The following is a 2,786-nucleotide window of genomic DNA, read 5'->3' as shown; positions in this document are numbered from 1 at the left end:
GGCGGCGCGCCTGGGCCATGGCGGAGGCCCGCGGCGCGTGGTGGCAGGGCGCCGCCGTGCTGGCGCTCGTCGCTCTGGCCACCGGGCTTGCGCTCTGGGGCGAGGGTCTGGTGGCGGGCTTTGCGCTTCTGGGCGCGGGGCTCGTCGCCGCCGCGCTGGCCCTGCCGCTGGTGCTGGGGGCGATACTGGCGGGCATGGCGCGGCTGGCGCGCGGCGCTCTGGCGCAATGGTTCTGGGCCGACACGCGCCAGCAGCTTCCGGGGCTGTCGCTGGCGCTGATGGCGCTCTTGCTGGCGATGGCGGCGAATATCGGCGTCTCGACCATGGTGGGCTCGTTCCGCCAGACCTTCACCGGCTTTCTCGACCAGCGCCTTGCGCCCGAGCTTTATGTCGAGACCGCCGATGACGAGGAGGCCCGCGCCATCGCGGCCTTTCTGGCTCCCCGGGTGGGATCGGTGCTGCCGCTGGCCTCGGTCGAGATCGAGGTGGCGGGCGAGCCCGCCGAGCTGAACCTCGCGCGGCCCGATCCGACCTACCCCGAGAACTGGCGTTTCCTGCAATCGGTCGAGCGGCCGTGGCAGCGGCTGGCGGCGCGCGAGGGCGCGCTGATCAACGAGCAGCTCGCCCGCCGGGCCGGGCTCGCCCTGGGCGATCCGCTCCGGCTTGGCCCCGACACCACGTTGCCGGTGCTGGGCATCTACGGCGATTACGGCAACCCGGTGGGGCAGGTGATCGTGACCGAGGCGCTGTTTGCCGACCTGCACCCCGGGATCGTGCCGCGCCGCTTCGGCCTGCGCCTCGATCCCGACCGGGTGCCCGAGATCCGCGCGGCGCTGGAGGCCCGGGGCCTGCCCGGCGGGGCGATCACCGATCAGGCGGCGCTCAAGCGGTTCTCGTTGCAGGTCTTCGAGCGCACCTTCGCGGTCACGGCGGCGCTCAACGTGCTGACGCTGGCCGTCGCGGGCTTTGCCATCCTGATGTCGCTGCTGACGCTGGCGGCATTGCGGTTGCCGCAGCTCGCGCCGGTCTGGGCGCTGGGGCTCACCCGCCGCCGCCTCGCCGCGCTGGAGATGGCGCGCGCCGTGCTGCTGGCGGCGCTGACCGCGCTTCTGGCATTGCCTCTGGGGCTGGCGCTGGCCTGGGTGCTGCTCTCGGTCGTCAATGTCGCGGCCTTTGGCTGGCGGCTGCCGATGTTCGTCTTTCCGGCGGCCTACGGCTGGCTCGGGCTCTTCGCGCTCCTGGCCGCCGCGGCCGCGGCGCTTTGGCCGGCGATCCGGTTGGCGCGCACGCCGCCGGCCGTGTTGTTGGGGGTGTTTGCCAGTGAACGCTAGGATCCTGCTTCTGCTGTGTCTGCCCGCAGCCGCGCAGGCGCAGGGCTTTGCCGGGCTGGGCGGCGCGGCGGAGGGGTTCGCCCTGCCGCAGGAGGGCCGCGCCCTGTCCTTTCCCGCCGATCACGGCGCGCACCCCGCGTTCCGGATCGAATGGTGGTACGTCACCGCCAATCTCGAAGGCCCCGACGGCACGCCCTACGGGCTGCAATGGACGCTGTTCCGCTCCGCCCTCGCGCCGCGCGAAACCCGAGGCTGGGACAGCCCGCAGCTCTGGCTCGGCCATGCGGCGGTCACCACCCCCGAGACGCATCTCTTCGCCCAGCGCCTCGCGCGCGGCGGCATCGGGCAGGCCGGGGTCGAGCCCGCGCCCTTCGAAGCCTGGATCGACGATTGGCGCATGGCGGGGCCGGATTTCGACGATCTCGCCCTCTCGGCTTCGGGGCCCGAGTTTTCCTATGAGGTGACGCTTGATGCGCAGGGTTCGCTGGTGCGGCACGGCGAGGCGGGGTTCTCGGTCAAATCGGCCGAGGGGCAGGCGAGCCATTACTATTCGCAGCCCTTCTTTGCGGTGGAGGGCACGCTGCGCCTGCCTGCGGGCGCGGTCGAGGTGACCGGCAGCGCCTGGTTCGACCACGAATGGTCCTCGCAGCCGCTGTCGGACCGGCAGACCGGCTGGGACTGGTTTTCCCTGTCGTTCGAGGGCGGCGCCAAGCTCATGGGGTTTCAGCTTCGCGAAAAGGATGCGGCGGGCTACAGTTACGCCAGCTGGATCGCGCCCGACGGGACGCTGACGCCCTATGTCGGCGCCTTCGAGGCCGAGCCGCTGGAGACGGTGGAACTCGACGGGGTAGAGGTGCCGGTGCGCTGGGCGGTGCGGCTGCCGCAGGAAGGCGTCGCGGTCGAGGTGGAGGCGCTGAACGCGGGCGCATGGAACGCGCTGTCGCCGCCCTATTGGGAGGGGCCGGTGACGGTCACCGGGAGCCATGTGGGCGAGGGATATCTGGAGATGACGGGCTATGAGTGAGATCACCACGCTTTCGGAGCTGTTCGGGCTGGTGCGCGCGCGCATCATTACGGGGCTTGAGCATCGTGAGGCCGCGGCGCGGCTGCCGGTTCTGGCCACGCGCGACGCGCAGGGCTGGCCCTCGGTGCGCACCATGGTGCTGCGCGGCTTCGATGCCGGGGACTGGACGCTGGATATGCATTCCGACGCCGACGCGGCCAAGGTGCTGCAGCTCACCGACGGGCCGCGCGCCGCGCTCCAGTTCTGGGATGCCGAAGCCGCGCTGCAGGTGCGGATGCGCGCCCATGTGATCCGCCTGCCGCATGAGGAGGAAAAGGCGTTGTGGGAACGGGTGCCCGAGGCGGCGCGCGCGCAATACGGCACGGTGCCGCCGCCCGGCACGCCGATCGCCTCGGCCGAGGCCTGGCGCCCCAACCCGCGGCCTGCGCGCT

The 2,786-nt window shown here is 72.1% G+C and carries 3 protein-coding genes; all 3 read left to right on the top strand.

Features of this window, described 5'->3' with window-relative positions:
• Positions 1-1,331: ABC transporter permease (locus NHG85_RS16635; RefSeq protein ID WP_253334482.1), on the top strand; the 1,331-nt coding region annotated here is incomplete at its 5' end.
• Positions 1,321-2,355, top strand: coding sequence for a lipocalin-like domain-containing protein (locus NHG85_RS16630; RefSeq protein ID WP_253334480.1), 1,035 nt, complete (start codon positions 1,321-1,323; stop codon positions 2,353-2,355). The genes NHG85_RS16635 and NHG85_RS16630, both read left to right, overlap by 11 nt.
• A partial coding sequence (locus NHG85_RS16625) for a pyridoxamine 5'-phosphate oxidase family protein (RefSeq protein ID WP_253334478.1) occupies positions 2,348-2,786 on the top strand: 439 nt, incomplete at its 3' end. The genes NHG85_RS16630 and NHG85_RS16625, both read left to right, overlap by 8 nt.

Source organism: Limimaricola litoreus (assembly GCF_024159025.1).
GTDB lineage: Bacteria > Pseudomonadota > Alphaproteobacteria > Rhodobacterales > Rhodobacteraceae > Limimaricola > Limimaricola litoreus.
Note: the sequence above shows the minus strand (reverse complement) of the source record. Positions and strands in the feature narration are given on the sequence as shown.